The sequence below is a fragment of the Rhizorhabdus wittichii genome (genome assembly GCF_017607425.1).
GTDB lineage: Bacteria > Pseudomonadota > Alphaproteobacteria > Sphingomonadales > Sphingomonadaceae > Rhizorhabdus > Rhizorhabdus wittichii.
The window spans coordinates 3,632,655-3,652,758 of sequence record NZ_CP059319.1; the positions used below are offsets into that span (position 1 = coordinate 3,632,655).

Annotated in this window: 16 protein-coding genes; 10 read left to right on the top strand and 6 right to left on the bottom strand. The window is 64.8% G+C overall.

Annotated elements, in window-relative coordinates:
- Positions 1-94 precede the first annotated feature (94 nt).
- Together HRJ34_RS17375 and HRJ34_RS17380 are read right to left on the bottom strand one after the other, a co-directional pair.
- Complete coding sequence (locus HRJ34_RS17375) at positions 95-1,774, bottom strand: FAD-dependent oxidoreductase (protein WP_208631957.1); 1,680 nt, start codon at positions 1,772-1,774, stop codon at positions 95-97.
- Positions 1,775-1,840: 66 nt separating this feature from the next.
- Positions 1,841-2,308: a MarR family winged helix-turn-helix transcriptional regulator gene (locus HRJ34_RS17380; protein WP_226948838.1), complete on the bottom strand. Its 468-nt coding sequence runs from the start codon at positions 2,306-2,308 to the stop codon at positions 1,841-1,843.
- A gap of 181 nt (positions 2,309-2,489) precedes the next feature.
- Here HRJ34_RS17380 and HRJ34_RS17385 point away from each other — a divergent pair, with 181 nt between their 5' ends.
- The 4 genes from HRJ34_RS17385 to HRJ34_RS17400 are packed head-to-tail and all read left to right on the top strand — an operon-like array spanning position 2,490 to position 6,537.
- Positions 2,490-3,077 carry a VOC family protein gene (locus HRJ34_RS17385; RefSeq protein ID WP_012050301.1) on the top strand — a complete coding sequence of 196 codons (588 nt, stop codon included), beginning with the start codon at positions 2,490-2,492 and terminating at the stop codon, positions 3,075-3,077.
- 16 nt (positions 3,078-3,093) lie between these two features.
- Positions 3,094-4,611, top strand: a complete 1,518-nt coding sequence (locus HRJ34_RS17390; protein ID WP_208631959.1) for a class I adenylate-forming enzyme family protein — start codon at positions 3,094-3,096, stop codon at positions 4,609-4,611.
- A 46-nt stretch (positions 4,612-4,657) separates the two neighbouring features.
- On the top strand, positions 4,658-5,302 hold the full coding sequence (locus tag HRJ34_RS17395) for a glutathione S-transferase family protein (RefSeq protein WP_208631960.1): 645 nt from the start codon (positions 4,658-4,660) through the stop codon (positions 5,300-5,302).
- 41 nt (positions 5,303-5,343) lie between these two features.
- Complete coding sequence (locus tag HRJ34_RS17400) at positions 5,344-6,537, top strand: lipid-transfer protein (RefSeq protein WP_208631961.1); 1,194 nt, start codon at positions 5,344-5,346, stop codon at positions 6,535-6,537.
- A gap of 275 nt (positions 6,538-6,812) precedes the next feature.
- On the opposite strand, the gene HRJ34_RS17405 is transcribed toward HRJ34_RS17400, so the two are convergent.
- Together HRJ34_RS17405 and HRJ34_RS17410 are read right to left on the bottom strand one after the other, a co-directional pair.
- Complete coding sequence (locus HRJ34_RS17405; protein ID WP_208631962.1) at positions 6,813-8,573, bottom strand: solute symporter family protein; 1,761 nt, start codon at positions 8,571-8,573, stop codon at positions 6,813-6,815.
- Positions 8,574-8,598: 25 nt separating this feature from the next.
- Positions 8,599-10,905 carry a TonB-dependent receptor gene (locus HRJ34_RS17410; RefSeq protein ID WP_208631963.1) on the bottom strand — a complete coding sequence of 769 codons (2,307 nt, stop codon included), beginning with the start codon at positions 10,903-10,905 and terminating at the stop codon, positions 8,599-8,601.
- A 160-nt stretch (positions 10,906-11,065) separates the two neighbouring features.
- Between HRJ34_RS17410 and HRJ34_RS17415 the strand changes: the two genes are divergently transcribed.
- Positions 11,066-11,962, top strand: coding sequence for a LysR family transcriptional regulator (locus HRJ34_RS17415; protein WP_208631964.1), 897 nt, complete (start codon positions 11,066-11,068; stop codon positions 11,960-11,962).
- A 13-nt stretch (positions 11,963-11,975) separates the two neighbouring features.
- Here HRJ34_RS17415 and HRJ34_RS17420 read toward each other — a convergent pair whose 3' ends face one another.
- Both HRJ34_RS17420 and HRJ34_RS17425 read right to left on the bottom strand, forming a co-directional pair.
- A complete protein-coding gene (locus HRJ34_RS17420; RefSeq protein ID WP_208631965.1) occupies positions 11,976-12,764 on the bottom strand; it encodes an HpcH/HpaI aldolase family protein in 789 nt (262 codons plus the stop codon).
- Positions 12,764-13,678, bottom strand: a complete 915-nt coding sequence (locus HRJ34_RS17425; protein WP_208631966.1) for an SMP-30/gluconolactonase/LRE family protein — start codon at positions 13,676-13,678, stop codon at positions 12,764-12,766. The genes HRJ34_RS17420 and HRJ34_RS17425 overlap by 1 nt, the downstream gene beginning before the upstream one ends.
- A 343-nt stretch (positions 13,679-14,021) precedes the next feature.
- On the opposite strand from HRJ34_RS17425, the gene HRJ34_RS17430 reads away from it, so the two are divergent.
- The 5 genes from HRJ34_RS17430 (at position 14,022) to HRJ34_RS17450 (ending at position 20,070) form a co-directional block, all read left to right on the top strand.
- Entirely contained in the window at positions 14,022-15,296 is a 1,275-nt protein-coding gene (locus tag HRJ34_RS17430; RefSeq protein ID WP_208631967.1) for a spinster family MFS transporter, read from the top strand.
- A 23-nt stretch (positions 15,297-15,319) separates the two neighbouring features.
- Positions 15,320-16,231: a LysR substrate-binding domain-containing protein gene (locus HRJ34_RS17435; RefSeq protein ID WP_208631968.1), complete on the top strand. Its 912-nt coding sequence runs from the start codon at positions 15,320-15,322 to the stop codon at positions 16,229-16,231.
- A 101-nt stretch (positions 16,232-16,332) separates the two neighbouring features.
- The gene (locus HRJ34_RS17440; RefSeq protein WP_208631969.1) at positions 16,333-16,719 is read left to right on the top strand and encodes a nuclear transport factor 2 family protein; all 387 of its coding nucleotides are present in this window, start codon (positions 16,333-16,335) and stop codon (positions 16,717-16,719) included.
- Position 16,720: 1 nt separating this feature from the next.
- The gene (locus HRJ34_RS17445; protein ID WP_208631970.1) at positions 16,721-18,415 is read left to right on the top strand and encodes a GMC family oxidoreductase; all 1,695 of its coding nucleotides are present in this window, start codon (positions 16,721-16,723) and stop codon (positions 18,413-18,415) included.
- A complete protein-coding gene (locus HRJ34_RS17450) occupies positions 18,412-20,070 on the top strand; it encodes a TonB-dependent receptor (RefSeq protein ID WP_208631971.1) in 1,659 nt (552 codons plus the stop codon). Before HRJ34_RS17445 ends, HRJ34_RS17450 begins: the two co-directional genes overlap by 4 nt.
- Positions 20,071-20,104: the final 34 nt, after the last annotated feature.

Genomic DNA, 20,104 nt, shown 5'->3' on the forward strand with positions numbered 1-20,104 from the left:
TCCTCTCCCCATTATTTTGTAAAGACACATTACCACATAGTAGCACTATATTACCATATAGAGCCGCGTCGGCCCGATATGGGCCGGATGCCGCTCAGCAAAGCCATCCGAGAATCCTGTCGAAGAAGGCGTCGCCATCGTCCGGCAGCCGATCGCCGCGCCACGCGACATGTCCGTCGGGCCTGACCATGACGATGTCCGCCCCGATCGACGCGGGCCGTTCCGCCGACGCTATCGCCACATAGGCGACGTCTATCCCGCGCGCCCGGGCGGTTTCCAGCAAGGGCCGGGGGTCGGCGCCGCCGTCCGAGAAATCGAGCAGCGTGAGCCCGATGCCCAGCCGGTCGAATATCGGCACCCCGCCGTCCAGCAGGAAATGCGGCAGCCGCGAACCGGGCCGGGCGGTCGGAACATAGCGCGTGCGGCTGTCGGCGGGGGGCGGCGTGCCGTCGGGGACGACGATCGGCGACCCTTCGTAGCGCGCGCCGAGCTGGACGCCGACGGTGCCGAACTCCTCGACCGCGACATGCGCGATGGCGTCCCTGACCAGCTCGCGCGCCTGCTCGCCCGCCACGCCGGCCCCCTCGATCGCGTCGGGGACCGGAAACGCCCCCAATATGTCGGCCACTTCGCTGGCCGCCAGAGTGTTGCGGTGGGCGATCGGCCGCCTCTCGGCGTCGTAGCTGGCGACCAGCGCCGGCCCGCCCCAGCCCTGGACGTCGGCGGCAAGCTTCCAGGCGAGATTGGCGACGTCGTCGATCCCGGTGTTCATCCCGAAACCGCCCGTCGGCGTGAACAGATGGGCCGCATCGCCGGCGAGGACCGCGCGGCCCTTGACCAGCTCGCGGGCGACGAGACGCAGGCCGGCGTTCCAGACGGCGCTGGACATTATCTCCACGTCGATGTCCTCGCCCGCGACGCGGCGCAGGAAATCGCGGGGGTCCATCGCTTCCGGGGACGCCTCGGCGGGGACCTGTATGTGCGTCAGGAAACTGTCCTTCCCGTCGATCGCCACCGTGACCGACCGGATATCGGGATTGACCGTCCAGTACATGAAGCCTTCGCGCCCGGCGAAGAGCTCGGCGAGTCGGCGGGACCGGTAATAGGTGGCGACCATGGTGCCGCCGAACATCGGCCGGTCGGCGCCGCTCTCGCCTTCATAGGCGATGCCGGCCACCCTGCGCACCGCGCTTCGCGCCCCGTCGCAGCCAATGATCCACCGGCTGCGAACGACCTGGGGCTCGCCGCCTTCGACCGGCTCGATGACGGCGTCGACGCCGGTCCCGTCGTCGCGATAATCGAGCAGCCGCCGTTGCAGGAAGATGCCCGCGCGCGGCCGCCCCCGCGCTTCGTCGAGCAGGATGCGCTCGAGGAAGATCTGCGAAATCCGATGCTGCAGCTCCGGCGTCAGCCAGGGCCCACTCTTGCGGCCGTCATGCTCCGCCGCCTGCCGGGCGGTGGGGAAACGGATGCGGCCGATCTCCTCGCCGCCCAGCCGCGTCAGATAGACGATGTCGGTGGGATAATTCTCCGCCAGCCCCCCGAACCGCAACGCCCGGGAAAGCCCAAGGCGCCGGAAATGCTCCATCGATCGCGCATTGGTGGTGTTGCACTTGGGATGCGTCGACGGCCCGTCGCCGTCGCTGACCAGCACATGGTCGATGCCGTAGCGGGACAGTTCCAGCGACAGGGTGAGACCGACCGGCCCGGCCCCGACGATCAGGACCTCCGTCCGCGACGGCAGGCGTCCGGCAACGGCCTCGACATTCGACATGCATCTCTCCCCGACTCACTGTCGCCGGAGATTTAGTAACATCATATTACTTTATAGCAACAGCTTTCAGCCATGGCCGTCCTGCGCCTCCCCGGAAAGGGCGAGAAGGCGTCGCAGCGCCCGGCGCATCACGATGAAATCCTCGCCGCCGACCATCTGCTCGATCCTCGCCTCGGCGCGGAGCAGCACCTGGGGAATGACGGCGACGAGGCTCTGCCCCCGCGCCGCATAGCGCACCAGCTTGGCGCGGCCGTCGGTCGGGTCGGGCAGGCGGACGACATAGCCGGCCTTTTCGAGTTCGATCGCGAGCTGCCCCACTGCCTGCTTGGTCATGCCGGCGATCTCCCCGATCTCCGTGGTCCTCAGCCCCTCGACCGGCAGGGCGCGGATCAGCGCGAGATGGACGAGACGCAGGTCGTCGAACCCATTGGCGCGCAGCTCGGCCAGCGCAAGGCGCTCGAAGACCCGCGACCCGAGCAGGAACAACCGGCCGATATGCTCCTGGCGGAGGTTTTCCAGGCTCGCCCCCCGCACCTCCGGCGGCCGGGCTTTCCGGCCACGCTTGACATCACGATCCGTAATCGACGCCTCCATTGCCCTGAACGGCTTTCCTTGTGGGCGGCAAGCTCCCACAGCCCCGCCGCCAATACAATATGGGAAGATGTGTTGACTATATAGTAATACGATATTACCAATCTTGCTTCAGGAGAGCGCCATGAACGAAGTGATCGCCAGAGTCCCCCATTTCCGCTTCAGCCATATGGGGTTGTGCACGTCCGACATCGGCCGGATGGAGCGCTTCTACGTCGACATGCTGGGCTTCACGGTGACGGATCGCGGCAACGCGCTGGGCTGCGACCTGGTGTTCCTGAGCCGCGATCCGATGGACCATCACCAGATCGTGCTGGGGACCGGCCGGCCCGCCGACCTGCCCGCGAACACCGCCAATCCGATGTTCGGCCCCTGCATCAACCAGATATCCTTCGCACTGGCCGACCTGCCCGCGCTCAAGGCGTTCGACGCCCATCTCCGGCGGCGTTGTCCCGCTGTCGCACCGCTCTACGCCAATCACGGAACGGCATGGAGCATCTATCTCCACGATCCCGAGAGGAACTTCCTGGAATTCTTCGTCGATACCCCATGGTATTGCGCCCAGCCGGTGTTCGAACCGCTCGACCTGGGCCTCGACGACGATGAGATCCTCGCGCGCACCGAGCGGCTGGCGCGCGAGGGTAGCTCCTTCTCCCCCATCGCCGACTGGCGCGTCGCGATCAGGAGCGCGATGGACGCGCGGCTCGCATGAACATGGACATATTCTGATGCGGATCATCGATATCTTCGACCGGGCTGCCGGGCAGTTCGCCGACCGCGCCTGCCTGATCGAGGGAGAGTCGAGCCGCAGCTATGCGGAGGTGCGGGCGGACAGCTGCGCGCTGGCCGCCTGGATCGCTCCCCACCTCGACCGGCCGGGAAGCCGCATCGCCGTGCTGGCGCCCAATGGCGCGGACGCGATCGTCGCCATCCTGGCGATCTTCCGGCTGGGGGCGCTCTGGATACCCGCCAATGCAAAGATGCCAGCCGACGATATCGGCGCCTTCCTGGCGACGACGCGCTGCGATCTCCTGCTGGCCCATCCCGACCTAGGGGAGGCCGCGGAACGGGCGGCCGGCATCGCGGGATGCGCGGTCGCGATCCTGCCCGATCCCGGAAACCTGCGACCCTCTCCCGCACCGCCGGGGGAATGGCGCATGGACGACATCTGCACCCTGTTCGCGACCGGCGGCACGACCGGATCGCCCAAGGCCGCCATGTGGTCCCACCGGACCTGGGCCTCGCTCTTCGCCAATTTCCACGCCGGCATCAGGCATGAAGGCCATGCCGTGCATCTGGCCGCGGCGCCGATCACCCATGCGGCGGGGGTCGTCGCCATCTGCATGTTCGCGATCGGGGCGACGACCGTCATCATCGACCGCGCCGAACCGTCGCTGGTCATGGCGTCGATCGAGCGGCATCGGGTGACGACGCTGTTCCTGCCGCCGACCGCGATCTATACGATGCTCGCGCATCCGGAGGCCCGCCGACACGATTTCTCGTCGCTCCAGAACCTGATCTACGCGGCAGCGCCGATGTCGGTCGGGAAGCTGCGCGAGGCGATGGAGCTGTTCGGCCCCGTCATGGTGCAGACCTTCGGCCAGGCCGAGGCGCCGATGCTGTGCACGATCCTGACCCGGGAGGACCATGTCGATGCGATCGCGCGCGGGGACGAGGCGAGGCTCGCGAGCTGCGGCCGGCCGGCGCTGCTGACGCAGGTCATGATCGTCGACGACGCCGGCCGCCCCCTTCCGGCCGGCGAGACCGGCGAGATCGCGGTGAAGGGCGACCTGCTCATGGCCGGCTATTTCGAGAATCCCGAGGCGACAGCCGCCTGCCGCATCGGCGACGGATGGCAGAGGACGGGCGATGTCGGCTTCGTCGACGACGCCGGCTTCGTCTCGATCACCGACCGGAAGCGGGACATGATCATCACCGGCGGCTTCAACGTCTTTCCATCGGAGATAGAGCAGGTGCTCTGGAGCCATGACGCCGTTCAGGACTGCGCCGTCATCGGCTGCCCCGACGAGAAATGGGGCGAGGCGGTGCTGGGGGTGGTGGAGCTCAAGCCGGGCCGCGCGTGCGGCGCGGAGGAGCTGATCGCGCTGTGCAGGCAACGCCTCGGCAGCATCCGCACCCCGAAGCGGATCGACTTCTGGCCCGAACTGCCGCGCAGCCCGGTCGGCAAGGTCCTGAAGCGCGAGATACGCAACCATTATTGGGCGCGCGAGACGCGCCAGGTCTGATCCGCCGGCGTCCGGCGATCCGTCATCACGATGCAGGGAGAGCGACGTGCTGAGACTATATTATGGGCCGAACGCCTGCTCGCTCGCCTCGCACATCGCGATCGAGGAGAGCGGCCTGGCCTTTGAGCGGACGGCGATCTCGATTTTCGACGGCGAGCAGAAGAGCCCCGCCTATCTCGCCAGGGTGCCGACCGGAAAGGTGCCGGCGCTGGAGATCGACGGCCATGTGCTGACCGAGAACGTCGCTATCCAGGCCTATGTCGCGGCCGCGGCGCCCTCGGCCCGGCTGATGCCCGACGATCCGCTGTCCGCGGCGGTCGCGCTGTCGCGCCTCGCCTGGTTCTCCAACAGCGTCCACATCTCGTTCCGCCACATGATGCGGCCGATGGTCCTGACGTCCGAGGAAGCGGCCCATGCCGGCATCGCCGCGCGCGGGAAGGAGGATTTCCTCGACAACCTCCGGCGGATCGAGGTGATGCTGGAGGACGGGCCATGGCTGATGGGCGACCAATTCACGCTGTGCGACGGCTATGCGATGGTCTTCTTCAACTGGGCCAGCTTCGCCGGGCTGGACCTGTCGCCGCTGCCCGCCCTGCGGCGCCATGCCGCGCGGATGATCGAGCGGCCCGCGGTGGCGAGGGTGCTGACGATCGAAGGCTCGCTCGACCGGATAGCGGACGCCGTCCGGTGACGCGAAGCGCTGCGCGGGACATGACAGGCGGGGGTACGGGAATGCGTGGACAAAGGGATGTCCTGGTGGCCGGCGTGGGGATGATCCCCTTCACCAAGCCCGGTGTCGGCCCCGCCTATGACGACATGGGTGCCGAAGCGATCCGCCGGGCGCTGGCCGATGGCGCACTGGCCTATGACCAGATCGACCAGGCCTATGCCGGCTATGTCTATGGCGACAGTTGCTGCGGCCAGAAGGCGATCTACGCGGCCGGGATGACGGGCATCCCGATCGTCAACGTCAACAATAATTGCGCGACCGGCTCGACCGCCTTGTTCCTCGCCCGCCAGGCCGTGGCGAGCGGCGCCGCAGAATGCGTGCTGGCCGTGGGTTTCGAGGAGATGCGGCCCGGCGCGATCCGCTCCAGCTTCCCCGATCGCGTCGATCCGTTCGCCGATTTCGACGCGGCCTGCGACGCGCGGGTCGATGTCGACCTGCCGCTGGCGCTGCGCTATTTCGGCGGCGCCGGACGCGACCATATGGAACGGTACGGCACCACCCTGCGGGACTTCGCCAGGGTGCGCGCCAAGGCGAGCCGCCATGCGGCCAACAATCCCATGTCGCTGTTCAGGACGATCATGAGCGAGGACGACGTCCTCGCCGCGCCGATGCTCTGGCCGGGGGTGATGACGCGGCCCATGGCCTGTCCCCCGACCTGCGGAGCGGCGGCGGCGATCGTCGTCTCGACCGACTTCGCGCGGCGCCACGGGATCGATGCGCGGGTGAGGATCGCCGCGCAGGCGATGACGACCGACACGCCCGCCACCTTCGAGGCCCAAGACATGATCCATCTCGTCGGCAGCGACATGACGAGGCGCGCCGCCGAGGCGGTTTACGAGGCCGCCAGCGTCGGCCCCGAGGACATCCGCGCCGCCGAGCTGCACGACTGCTTCGCGCACAACGAGCTGATCAGCTACGAGGCGCTCGGCTTCTGTCCCGAGGGCGGCGCGGCCGGATTCATAGCCGATGGCGACCACAGCTATGGCGGACGCGTCGTCACCAATCCATCAGGCGGTCTGCTCTCAAAAGGGCATCCTCTGGGCGCGACAGGGCTTGCGCAATGCTATGAGCTCACCCACCAGTTGCGAGGCACCGCAGGCCCACGGCAGGTCGACGATCTCCGCCACGCCCTCCAACATAATCTGGGCCTGGGGGGGGCTTGCGTCGTCACCCTCTATGACAGGATCAACGGCTGATAACTGCTCAACAGAGCACAGCGTTTTTAACTGTGCCATTCAGAACTTGCCACGAATACGACTAGGGCTAGAGCTAACAGCTCCGCCGCCATGGCAGCTTATCTTGAATAGAACGATTCCGGCGATCCGTCTCTATGTTTATGATGACCTTACCACCACTGTTCATTTCAAGCTGGTCGATCGCAACGATGTAACGCGATGCCATAACGATGAGCATTTCGAAGCCAGCTTGCGCAGTCGCTCTTCATACTCCCCGATAATTTCTAGATGTAGAATCAATTGTACTGACGCCACCCACTAGGACGGCAAATATCTGGCGCGCCACCATCTAGATCCCTAGAAATCCCACCTGACCGTGACGCAGTGAGGATATATCCAGCAGCTATCAAGGGCACGATCAATGCGGCCCCGGCAAGAAGCACGGCATAGCCGGTTACATGGAAAATCACCGACTCCGTCAACCAGAAGGGCGGGGCGCCAACAATCAATCCAAAAACGACGAGGAGGATATAACTACCCGCTGCCATGATCGCCGATGTCGATAGCAGTCTGGACCCGTCATCTGGCGAGGGCCGCCCAATGGAGGGCCCAGGGATCAGCGACCCCGTGAGAGCGGCGATCAGCGCTAAGGGCATCGAGAAGATCGCGGGGTGACGGAGTTCCAGAATGGACTCGGCGCGGCCGAGCAAGCCGGTCTGCACCAAAGGCCCCAGGAAGATCAGGATAGCACTGCTGATCAGCCCCGTGACGATACCCGACACGGCGCCACGAGCGGTCAGCTTCTTCCAGAATATCGCGAGGAAGAGCACGGGGAAATTGGCGCTCGCGGCGATCGCCATCGCCGTGGCGGCGATAAAGCTGATATTCTGGCCTTTCAGCCCGTAAGCGAGCAGCAAGGCCACGCCGAGCAGCATTACGCTTGCCACACGATTGGCCACGAGGCTGCCTCGTCCCCTGCCCCCGGCTTCGCGCCCCAGCGCGTTCGCCCAGATATCGTGAGCGATCGCCGCCGAGCCGGCGATACATTGCCCGGCCATGACGGCGAGCATGGTCATGATGGCGATCGCGGCGACGAAACCGAGCATGGCCTGCCCGCCGAGCATTCCACCCAGCAGCGGCAGCGTCATGTTTCCTCCGGACGCCCCGGTTTCCGCCGGGGAGAGGAGCACCGAGGCGCCCAGACCGACCACCACGAGGATGACGTGGAACAGGGCGACGACGACGGTGGCGAGAAACGCCGACTTCCGTGCCGCCGCCGGACTGGCAACGGTGTTCATACGCATCAGCACATGCGGCATGCTGGCGCCGCCGAGGGCAAGTCCGGTCAGGAGCGAGACGGTGTCGAACCCACCTGCATACATGCCGGAGGGGACCAGCGCGTCGCCCTTCCCCTGTCCCGCAACGGCGGCCAGCAATGCGTCGAGGCTGAAATCGAAATGGCTCAGGGTCAATAGCAGGATCGCGATCATGGCCGCCATTAACAGGCTGGCCTTGATGATCTGCAGCCAGGTCGCCGCCGACATGCCCCCCAACACCACATAGGCCAGCATCAGCGCCCCGATGAGCAGCAGCGCCGGCACGGCGCTCAGCGAGAAGAGCAGTTGCAGGATGAGCAACGATCCGACGAGGTTGGCGGTCAGGCCCAGCAACAGGATGACGATCTGATTGCCGGCGGTGACGATGCGCAGGCGAGAGGAGCCAAGCACACCGGTCAACACGTCGGCCAGCGTATATTTGCCGAGCCGTTGCAGCGGCCCGGCGAAGAGCAACAGCATCAGCGGCCAGGATGCCAGCACGCCGATCGCATAGACGGCCGCGTCGAGGCCCCTGGCCGCGACCAGCCCGGTCAATCCCAGGAAACCGCCGGCGCTGATGAAGTCGCCGGCCAGGGCGAGGCCGTTCTGCCAGGGGCTGAGCGATCCGCCGGCGGTATAGTAACTGCTGACCGAGCGATTTCGCCGCGCGGCCCAGGCGATGACCCCTGCCGAGAGCGCGATCACCGCGAGGAACGCGGTAATGGCGGTAAGATTATTCATCGCCCGGGCGTCCTTTCCACGAACCTCAGAAGCGGAAGACCGCGCTGGCGTACCACTCCGCCGGGTTGCCCGGTATCACGCCGCGGTAGCCGGTGGAGGGAGAGCTCGAGCTGAAGACGATGTATTTCCGGTTCGTGATGTTCGTGCCACGCACCGCCAGTTCCAGGCCGGCCGCCCAGTCGGGCGCATAGCTAATCGATGCGTTGACCAACGTATAGGCTGGACGCATCGACACTAGGTCCCCAGGGGTGAGCTGGGTCTTGCCGGTCCTCTTCACGTCGCCGCGCAGCGTGAAGACGCCCGACATCGCGTCGAAGCCATATTCGGCGCCGGCGAAAATATTATAGTCGGGGATTTGCGGCAGCCGGTCGCCGACCTTGGCGCCCAGCGCCGAGATCGCCCCCGGAGTCAGCCGTGAGAAGCGGGCATGGACGTAACCGCCGCCCAGATTGAAGCTTAGCCGCCGGACCGGGCGAACGGTGACCTGGCCCTCCACGCCGGAGATATGCGCATCGCCCGCATTCTGCGTCGGCCGGCCGCTGCCGCCCCCCGGCAGGGCGACGATCGAGGTTAGCTGGACGTCGCGATAGCGGCTGATATAGCCAGAGGCATTGAACGTCACATGGCGATCAAACAGGGTAGATTTCCAGCCGGCCTCGTAGGTGGTCAGCTTCTCGGGATCGTAGCTCGTCGGGGGCACACCGAGCAGCGGCATGGCGACGCCTCCGCTTTTGAAACCTTTGGCGTAGCTCGCGTACAGCAGGATGTCGCGGACGGGTTTCCAATCGATCCCCAATTTGGGCGTGAACGAGGTCCAGCCCGGCTTGCTCGCCTGTTCGGGGACACCGATCGCGTTGAGCTGTGGGCGGAACACCGACGCCGCGTAATATTTGCTGTCATGGTTGATGCGCGCACCGCCCGTTATGTTCAGATTGGGCAACAGGGCGAACGTCTCCTGGGTGAAGAAAGCATAGCTCTCGGCCGTCATCCTCTGGCGGGTGAGCGTATCGAGCGCATTGGCCGCGATGTTCGTCGCTTCGTACAAGCCGTGGAAGGTCTGCGAGGTATCGACGGTACGGGCCTTTTCCCGGAAATAATAACCGCCGACCAAATAGGTCAGCCGGTCATCGGCCACCTTTCCCCCTACGGTCAGCTCGGCGCTGAATTGCCGATCGTGGAAATCGCTGCCGCCGACGAAGAGGTTGTAGGGCGTTCCGTCGCTCGACACGAGGATGTCGGCAGTGAGCCTGCGATAGGCCAGGGTCGCATTGACGTTGAAACTGTCGCTCGGCGTATAGGCCAGGCGGAGCGATCCGCCGCCGATATCGCTGTCGTCGCGCACCGGCAGCGTCGAATAGCCGGTCTTGTAGTCCGGCGAGAGCCAGCGGCTGTCGGCGATCGAGCCGGCCGGCAGGCCAAGGCCGGCGTTGAGCGCGGGCGCGACCAGCGTGTTGAACTGGGCCAGGCGCGCGCTGGGATTGGTGAGCGCCACCGACGGCACGATCGGCGGGTTCTGCCGCTGGCGGGTATAATCGCCGCTCAGGATCAGGCTCAGGTCCTCGGTCAGGCCGAACTGCAGCCCGCCCTGGATGATCAGGCGATGCTCATCGCTAAGATGGCGTCCGGTCAGCGCCTGCCGTGCCCATCCGTCGGAATTGAGCGAGGAGACCGACAGCTTGAAGCCGACCTTGTCCTCGACAAGCGGTCCGTTGACCGACGCCCAGGCGTCCCGACGCCGATAATTGCCGAGGCGGGCGCCGACCTGCCCCTCCATGTCACCGCTCAGGCTCGGCTTGCGGGTCGTGACGAGGATGGCGCCGCCCAGCGTGTTGCGCCCGTACAAGGTGCCTTGCGGCCCATTGAGCACCTGGATCTGCTCGACGTCGGTCAGCGACAGGAGGCCACCGACGCTGCGCGCCATGTAGACGCCGTCGACATAGATGCCGATCGCGGGATCCGTGGGGATGTTGTAGTCGCCGGTGCCGACGCCGCGAATATAGGCCGCGATCGAGGATCCGCCGCCGCCGGGGCGGCTGGTGGAATGGATTTCGAGGCTGGGGGCGAGCGCGCCGACGTCGCCCATCCGAACGATCCCGCGCTTTTCGAGAGCGGCGCTATCGAACGCCGTGACCGCGAGCGGCACGTCCTGGAGCTTGGCCGAACGGCGCTCCGCGGTGACGACGATGTCGCCGATCTGCGAAGCGTCCAATTCTGGATTGGCGGCCCCCGCGGGCGTGGCCTGCGCCAGGGCAGGCGCGGCCGCCGCCACGAGATGCGACAGCGACAGGCCGAGAAGGCATTCGAGCGCCTTGCGGCGAGATGAGCTGATCAAGATCCGTCCTCCCCTTCATCATGAGCTGCTCGAGCCGGCCTGTCTGACCTGGCCATGAGCACGCCGAGCGTGTCGGCGATATCGAAATAGAAGGGACTGGTGAGATTATCCAATATAATGCATAACGCTAGTTTGATATGATATATATATCGAGGCATGGATGGAACTGAGGCACCTGCGCTATTTCGTAGCCGTCGCCGAGGAATTGAATTTCCGCCGCGCCGCGGAACGACTCAACATCTCCCAGCCACCGCTGAGCATGCAGATCGCCCAGCTCGAACAGGAACTGGGAGCCCGGCTGTTTGATCGCTCCAGCCAACGCGTCAATCTGACGATGGCTGGACGGATTTTCCTCGGCCACGCCCGCGACATCCTAGCCCATGTCAAGGACGCGGCGCGTGACGTCCGGTTGGTGGCGGACGGCGAGGTAGGCGAGATCCGCATCGGTTATACGCAGTCGTCGGAATTCCTGCATGTCTTGCCAGCCGCGATCAACGAGTTCCGGAAGCGCTATCCGAAGACCAGCTTCACGCTGGAGCAGATGCGATCCGCCGAGCAACTGGCGGCGATCGCCGAGCAGCGCATCGACATCGGCATCTTCCGGCTGCCCGAGGGCGATCATGGCGGCGATGTGGAGCTGATACCCTTCTATGAGGATCCGCCGGTGCTGGCGGTGCGCGAGGGTTCCCCGCTCGCCGCGCGGCGCGATATCGCGATGCGGGACCTGGAGGCGGAGATGTTCATCAGCACGCCGACCAGCGCCGCCAGCGGGCTGCGCGACGTACTGATGAAGCTATGCCGAAACGCGGGTTACCTTCCGCGCATTGTCCAGGAGGCGCGGGAGGTGCCGACCATCCTGGGCCTAGCGGCGGCCGGGATCGGCATCGCGGTCGTGCCGTCGCTGGCGCGCAGGATGGGCGTCGATCATCTCGCTTTCCTGCCGATCCGCGACCCGCAGGCGGATTCCACGCTCTATGTGGGCGTGGCCGAAGGGAAGACGGGCCGGCTGGTCCTGGAGCTGCGCGATTTGCTCGTCGCGATGGGACGTCAGGGCTGATCGCGCTGAGCGGCTACAGGTCGCGTGACAGGCCCCGCAGGAAATCGGCGCGGGACCGTGCCGCGCTTAGCATGAAGGCATGGTCGGACCCGCCCGCCAGGAACCGCGCGCCCAGGTCGTGGTAACGGGCGGCCCATTGCTGGTCGTAGATGCCGCCCATACCCAAATGCTTGCCATGTTGCCGGCACGCGGCGGCGGCGCGCGCGAACACATCCTGCATGGCAGGAGCCGAATATTGCCCGGGGATGCCCATCTGGATCGAGAGATCCGTGGCGCCGATCAAGAGGATGTCGATCCCTTCGGTCGCGGCGATCGCGTCGACCTGCTCGACACCTGACGGCGTCTCTATGATCGCGACTATCGCGATCTGGCCGTTCTGGATCGCCATGGCGTCGCCGACGGCGGGCGGCCGGAAGCCGAAATGGGGCGAGGTGCCGCCCCACCCGCGCCGGCCGACCGGCGGATAGCGGAGCGCCGCGACCGCCGCTTCCGCCTCCTCCCGGCTTTCGATCTGCGGCAGGATGACGCCCTGCGCGCCAGTGTCGAGCGCGCGGGCAGCATCCTGCAGGGCGCCCCGGCCGACCCTGGCGAACGGCGTCAGCCCGGCCAGAAGGCCGGCCGTAAACATCTGCGCCGCGGCATCGAGCGAACAGGCGCCATGTTCCATGTCGACGAAGAACCAGTCATATCCGCTCGCCTGGGCGAGCTGGACCGCAGCGACCGACCGCAAATGGGTGATGCCGATGCCGATCGCCGCGCCGCCTTCGGCCAGGCACGCGACCGCCTTGTTGAGGGACGGCATCAAAGCTGGCCGAACAATTTTTCGCCGGCCACCGGCAGGTCGGCGGCGAGGATGCTGCCGGACGAGGATTCGGTGATGTACAGCGTCTTGTTGTCGGGACCGCCATAAGCGATGTTCGAGGTGGCATGGCCGACTTCGCTCTTGATCCGGTACAGCGGCTCGCCGATCGGCGAGAATATCCAGACGCTGCCCAGATTCGAATGCGCCACGACCACATTGCCCGCGCTGTCCACCGCCATGCCGTCTGGGCCGCCGCCGCCGGACAGTTGCAGGAACACGCCGACCGTCCCCACCGGGCTGCTGGGAGCGAGGCCAGGCGACGGCTCCATCGCGATCCGCCAAACCGTCAGCGTGCGGGTGACGGCCAGGTATAGCCAGTCCTCCTTCGGACTCAGGACCAGGCCGTTGGGGCTGGGTATGTCGGTGACGAGGATGCGGGCATCGCCATTGTCGGCGACATGGATGACGCGGCCATGCGGGCGTTGCAGATCGCTGTTGCCCTGATCGGTGAAATAGAGATCGCCCGACTTGGAGAAGGTCAGGTCGTTCGGCCCACGCAAGCCCTCGTTGGCCACGCGTTTGACGAGGACCTCGACCTTTCGGGAGATCGGATCGATCACGACGATGCCGTTGCGGTTGTCGGCGACGAACAGCCGGCCGTCGCGATGGAATTTCAATCCGTTCGGCTCACCGTCATACTCGACGAAGAGCGAAATCTCGCCGTCGGGCGTCATCCGGAAGATGCGTCCCCAGGGAACGTCGGTGAAATAGAGCAACCCGTCGCGGCCGAGGACCGGCCCCTCGAGATAATATTTCCGGTTGCCATAGCGTTCCGACGTGCGGCCATGGACGTGGAAGCTCTCCGGCAGCCGGGCGACGACACGCGTTTCGATGAGCTGAGGCGGGTTGAACATGGCGGCAGCAATCCTCTCGACCGGTTCGAATGGAACTCAGCGGCCAGATGGCAGGCGGAGAGATGTTTTCCCAATATATTGTAAAGGTCATATTTGATATAATTTATATATCGTCTAATGGAAGATATGCGCGGTTGTGCTGCCGGCCATGTCACGGCATCCAGACGTACTACGTCTCGTTGGAAGTAGCAGAACGACTTTGTCCTGTTCTGGCAGCCGCCATAAGCTGGTGGTGAACAGGATCGCCTAAGATCGATGACGATGGCGTGGCACGTGCAAGGAAGGGCGATTTTACGCTCGATCGCGGCCGACGCGCGCGAAAGGCCGCACGGGGATTTTCAATATGATCGAAAAGAAAAGCCGGATGCGGCACTATGTTCTGGTGGTGCTCTGCCTGGTCAGTGTCGTGAATTATATCGACCGGCAGATCCTCACGATCCTGCTTGAGCCGATCAAAAAGGACCTTGCAGTCAGTGACACCGTGATGGGCATGCTGACCGGCACCGCCTTCTCGATCTGCTATGTGCTGGCCAGCTTTCCTATCGCACGTTTGGCGGACAAGGGCGCTCGGCGAACGGTGCTCGCGGCCTGTCTGGCGTTGTGGAGCAGCATGACGGCGCTGAGCGGGCTGGCCCAAAGCACCCTGCAACTGGCCCTGGCGCGGGCCGGTGTCGCGATCGGCGAGGCGGGCGCGGTACCGGCGTCGCAGTCGCTGTTGTCGGATATCTATCCCAGCGAGCGGCGGGCGACGGTTTTCGGCATATTGACGGCGGCCAGTGCGGTCGGCGCCGGCGCCGGCCTCTTCATCGGCGGCTGGATCAGCGCGCATTTCGATTGGCGGACCGCATTCTTCGTCGTCGGCTTGCCCGGTCTGGTGCTGGCGTTGTTCATTCGTTTCACGGTGGCCGAACCCCCGCGCGGGCAGGACCTCATCACCGTTGCGGCCGCAAGCACTTCGCACAGAGTTGCCCGGATATTATGGGACGATATCTGTTTCCGCTGGCTTGCTGGGATATGCACGATCACCGGCCTCGTGACCTATGGGGTGCTCGGCTGGGTTCCGGCCTTCTTCATGCGTGTCCACGGCATGGGAACCGAGGAAGTTGGCCTCTGGGTGGGACTCGCGTCGGTGATCGGCCAGGGCGGCGGACATGTGATGGCGGGGCTGCTGGCTGATCACCTGGCGCGACGCGACGTCCGGTGGTATGCTTGGTTCGCCGGGATCGGCACCGCGCTCTCCGCTCCCGCAGGCGCCCTGTTCGTGTTGAGCGGTGACGTCAGGGTCGCGATAGGCGCCTTCGTCCTCTTCCAGATGTTCAAGAGCATGTGGCTGGCGCCCACCTATTCGATCGCCTATCGGCTGCTGCCGGCAAGGATGCGCGCCACGATCTCGGCGACGCTGACCTCCTGCATCATTCTGGCCGGCCTCGGGCTGGGGCCGCTGCTGATCGGCGTTCTGAATGATCTGCTGTCGCCAAGCCTGCATGAAAATGCCGTACGCTTTTCCATCCTGCTGGTCGTGGCTTTGATGCTGCCGGCCGGCGGCGCCTACGGGATCGTCGCGCGTCTCGTCGGACGGGCGGATGCGGCCGGCGCACTTGTCCCTCGACCGGTCTAGCCAGCTATGTCATGCCGCATGCTATGGAATTGAGGCATCTGCGATATTTCCTGGCGGTGGCCGATGCGCTGAATTTCACCCGGGCGGCAGAGAGGCAGCATACGTCGCAACCCTCGCTGAGCCAGCAGATTCGGGCGCTGGAGAGCGAGATCGGCCGCAAGCTGTTCGTCCGCAACAGCCGCTCGGTAAAACTGACGCCCGCGGGTGTGACCTTCGCCGAGTATGCGCGGCGAACTCTGGAAATCATCGATGAGGGGGTGGTCGCCGCTCGCGCCGGCGGCGACGAAGCGAACGTCGTGCGCATCGGCTTCCTCATTGCCGCGGAGATCGCGCTCTTCCCGACGTTGCTTCCGCAGGTCAGGGCACGGGTGCCGCGGATCGACCTTTCCCTGTCCAGCATGAGCTCGCGTCAGCAACTGGCGGCCTTGCGGGCCCATACGATCGATGTCGCCTTCATGCGCCCCCCGATCAATGACCCCCGGATAACGACGGTCTCGATATTCGAGGAAGAGATCAACGTCATCCTGAGCCGCGACCATCCTCTGATCGGCAAGACGTTCATCAGCATCGAGGATCTGCGTACGGAAAAGATCATCGGCGTCACCGATAATGTTCCCGGCCTCGATCATGCGGTGACCCAATGGTTTGCCCGGCATGACATGAAACCGCAAATCGTAGAGCATGCCGACAATGTGATCGAATATATGTCGATGGCCCGGCTCGGCATCGGAGTTGGCCTGCTACCGACCTTCGCCAATCATATCTTGCTCGATGGACTCGAGACGAGACCGATTGCAGTGTCCGCGCCCAGGATCGGCATGGTGATGGCCTTCGCCGCCAGGGGACTTTCGGCAGCGGCGCACCAGTTCGTGGACGCCGTATCGGCCCTCGTGGCCGACGGAAGGTTGAACATATCAAGACGTCCAGCGTCTTGAAGCGAGCCGTATAAAGATTTTCTCTTCTTCGTTCGCAATGGCCATTGCTCTCCCCGGGACGACGAACGTCGACCGGAGGGGCCTTGTCGAGGGGGAAAACAATGTCGGCCGTGGAGCAATCCCTGTTCGATATCGAGGCGAGACGTTGCGCGGCCCTCGTCGCCGGAGATCTCGCGGCGCTGCTCGACATTCTTCATCCCGATCTTCGGCACGTCCACGCCACCGGCTTTGTCGATGACCGTGAAAGCTATGTCGAAGGCATAAGGCTGCGGCTGGAGGTCGCTTCCGTCGAATGGAAGGACGCGGAGCTCGTCCTGTGGGGCGATATGGCGGTCCTGAATGGTGCGCTGACCAACCGTGTTCGCCGCCGGGGCGACATCGACTGGATGACGATGCGTTCGCTCGTGACCCAGGTGTGGCGGGGCGATGGCGGCCCATGGCGGCTCTACCGCTACCATGCCTGCCGACAGCGGGACCTGCAGGCCTGACATGTCCGACTGGGACTATCTGATCGTCGGCGGCGGCACGGCGGGCTCGGTCTTGGCAAGCCGACTTTCCGAAGACCCGAATTGCCGCGTCCTGCTGGTGGAAGCGGGTCGGGACCATGCGCCGGGTCGGGAGCCACGCTCGATCGTCGACCCCTATCCTTCCTCCTATGGTGATCCGCGCTTCTCCTGGCCGGGGTTGGTGGCGGAGATTGGCGCAGACCGCGGCGACGGCACGCCGCGTGCATCGCGCGGCTTCGTGCAGGGAAGGCTGATCGGCGGCAGTTCCAGCATCATGGGGATGATGGCCACGCGAGGCGGGCCCGAGGATTATGATGACTGGCGCGCAAGAGGGGCGGTCGGCTGGGGCTGGGACGACGTCCTGCCATATTTCCGGAAACTCGAACAAGATCTCGACTTCGATGGTCCAATGCACGGCGATTCGGGCCCTATCCCGATCCGGCGGCACATGCGCGATCAATGGCCGGGCTTCTCGCTTGCGGTCGCCAGGGCCTTGGAGCGGAAGGGGTTCCGCTATGTTGCCGATTATAATGGCGAATATGGCGAGGGGTTCGGGCCACTCCCGATGAACAACCTTCCCGATCGTCGGGTGTCCGCGGCTACCGCCTATCTGACCCCCTCCGTGCGCCAGCGGAGCAATTTGACGATCCTTGCGGAGACGACGATCGAGCGATTAGTGATCGAGCAAGGCCGTGTTCGCGGTATCGAGCTCCGCCGCGGCGAGAGGATCGACGCATGGGAGACCATCGTCTGCGCCGGCGCCATTCATTCGCCGGTGTTGCTGATGCGATCGGGAATCGGCCCGATGCGGCAACTTCGGGATGCGGGTATCGACGTCGTCCACGCGAATGACGGCGTGGGCGCGAACCTGTCCAATCACATCATGATGCCTTTGGCGGTCTATCTTCCAGCTGCCGCGCGTCAGTCGGCACACATGAGGGCCTGGCCGAGCAATATTCTGCGGTTCTCATCGAACGTGGCGGGATGCCCGGCCAACGACCTTCACATTTTTCCCAACAACAGGACCTCCTGGCATCCACTGGGCCGCCATGTCGGCGCGCTGGGCATCGGGCTTCGCAAACCCTTCTCGACCGGGAGCGTCACGCTGGGGGAGCAGCCCCTCGATCCGCCGAAGGTCCGATTCAACATCTTGGACGACGATCGGGATATGCGGCGCCTCTCCATGGCGGTGCGCCTCGGCTGCGAGCTACTGCTCGATGAAGACGTGCGGAACATGCGGCGCGAGATATTCCTACCTGCAGGCGGCCAGGCCAACCGGCTCAACCGGCCGACGATCGGCAATGCGGTCAGAAGCGCGGCCATCACGGGACTGTTCGGCCTGTCGGGAACCCTGCGGCGGGCCCTGCTGCGCAAGCATCTCGTCAATCCGGCCGAACTGCTCGGCAATGATCAAGCCTTGCGCGACATCATCCTGCGGCATGCCGCACCCGTCCATCACGCCAGCGGCACATGTCGCATGGGCGATCCGGCCGATCCGGGCGTGGTCGTCGACCCCCGATGCCGGGTCGTCGGTGTGGACGGGCTGCGCGTGGTCGATGCGTCGATCATGCCGAGCATCGTCAGCGGTAATCCGCACATCCCCGTGATCATGATGGCGGAACGCGCGGTCGATCTGATCAGGGGCAGCATTCAACAAGAAGAGAGGGAGGATTTATGATCGACATCGGCAACCGGAAGAAATTGCTGCTGGCGGCAGGCGTGGCCCTGTGCGGCGTCGTTCCCACCGGCGCTCGAGCGCAGGATCCAACGCCGGAGCAGGCGGGCGGTATCGAGGAGATCATCGTCACCGCGCAACGGACCGGGCAGAACCTGCAGAAGGTTCCGATCGCGATCTCGGCCATCACGTCGGCGATGGCCGAGAACATGGGTGTCCGGGCCTCGCAGGACATCACGATCGCCGCGCCTGCCGTCACTTTTTCGGAGACGGGATCGGGGGCGAACATCAACATCCGCGGCGTCGGCGCCAGCGGCTCGACGGTCGACGAGTCGGCCAACGCTCTGTATATCGACGGCGTCTACCAGGCCGCTTCACCCGGCCTGCTGTTCAACTTCAACAACATCGAGCGGATCGAGGTCGCCAAGGGTCCGCAGGGCACTCTGTTCGGCCGCAATTCGACGGGCGGCGTGATCCAGGTCGTCACCAAGGATCCGACCCAGGCCTTCCACGGTGACGTGGCGGTTGGCTATGGCAATTATGGGACCGACACGGAGAAGCTCTATCTCACCGGAGGGCTGGCGAAGGATCTTGCCGGCGACATCGCGGTCTATCGCGAGCATCAGGCTGATGGCTGGGGCAAGAATGTCCTCAACGGGGCGGACGCCTATCGGGGCCGCTCGCTGGCTATTCGCAGCAAGCTGAAGTTCACTCCCGACGAGGATACCGACATCGTCGCGTCGGGCATGTACTCGAAGACTTATCCCGCCGCCGGACAGGGCGGCTCGATCCTGCCCGGCGAGCGCACCACCGGCACGCCCGGCACGGGCAACACCGGCTTCTATAACATCAACTATGACGGCCGCTTCAACAAGGAGATCGAGCAGAAGCAGCTTTCGCTGACGGCGCGGCGCGATCTCGGCTGGGCGCGGCTGGTGAACATCGCCGCCTATTCCCAAACCGTGCTCGATCTCGCGCAGGATCGCGATATCGGCCCGGCTTCGACAGTGCAGGTGGACATCCACTATCCCGTGAAGACCTTTTCGGAGGAGCTGCAACTTCTGTCACCGGCCAGTTCTCCGATAAGCTGGGCGGCAGGACTTTTTTATTTCCGGATCAGGACCGCGCTCGACCCGCTCGTCTATTCGGGCCCCAGCGTGACGTCGCGCGCCTTCCCCACCCAGCGCATCGTCGCTTCGGCGATCACCAATTCCTATTCGGCCTATGGGCAGGCCACGGTGCCGCTGACCGATCAACTGCGCGCCACGCTCGGGTTGCGCTACACGATAGACGACAGCTCCTTCTCCGCTCTGTCGACGAGCTCGGCGAACGTGACGACGCCCTATGCGGGCGACGAGGTCTATCGCAAGCTCACCAAGCGCTTCGCGCTCGATTATCAGGTCGATCCCAATCTGCTGATCTACGGTTCCTACACGACCGGTTTCCACAGCGGCCTGTTCAACATCGCCTCGCCATCGCAATCGCCGGTCGACCCGGAAAACGTCACCTCCTTCGAAGGCGGCTTCAAATCGGACCTTTTCGACAAGAAGGTGCGCCTCAACGTTTCGGCCTTCCGTTACAGGTTCAAGGGAATCCAAATCCGCGCTTTGAACAATTTGGGGGCCTGTCCGCCGTCAGCGCCAATGGCACAGATTTGAGGTTGTGATGTAAGGAGGATTTGGGCTTCGTCGT